1 protein-coding gene is annotated in these 329 nt (G+C 63.5%); it reads right to left on the bottom strand.

The genetic code is table 11. The features are described 5' to 3' along the window. On the bottom strand, nt 1–329 hold a 329-nt coding region (locus B3520_RS15545; RefSeq protein ID WP_414673893.1), incomplete at both ends, for a hypothetical protein.

The raw sequence follows: 329 nt of genomic DNA, 5'->3' as shown, positions 1-329 counted from the left end.
CACGCCGGTCTCGTCACCGGAGAGGGTTTTGAGCACCGGAGTCCGGGCAATCAGCTCGCCGATGGCCAAAGGCTGCGCCGGTTCACTCTCGGTCGAGTCCAGTTGCGCCAGTTGGGTCTGTTGTTCCCGCTCCAGGCGATTGGCATCGGCCAGACTCACCGGGACGAACTGCAATTTGTCTCCCGCTTTCAGCTGACCGAGTTTCCACAGGTCGGCCGCGATCACGGTCACCGGGCAGACAAAGCCACCCAGGGACGGACCATCGGGGCCCAGGATCACCGGCATGTCCCCGGTAAAATCCACCGTGCCGATGGCGTAGGCGTTGTCGT

The sequence above is a fragment of the Marinimicrobium sp. UBA4509 genome, assembly GCF_002388575.1.
GTDB lineage: Bacteria > Pseudomonadota > Gammaproteobacteria > Pseudomonadales > Cellvibrionaceae > Marinimicrobium > Marinimicrobium koreense.
This window is presented reverse-complemented; position numbering and strand designations above follow the sequence as displayed.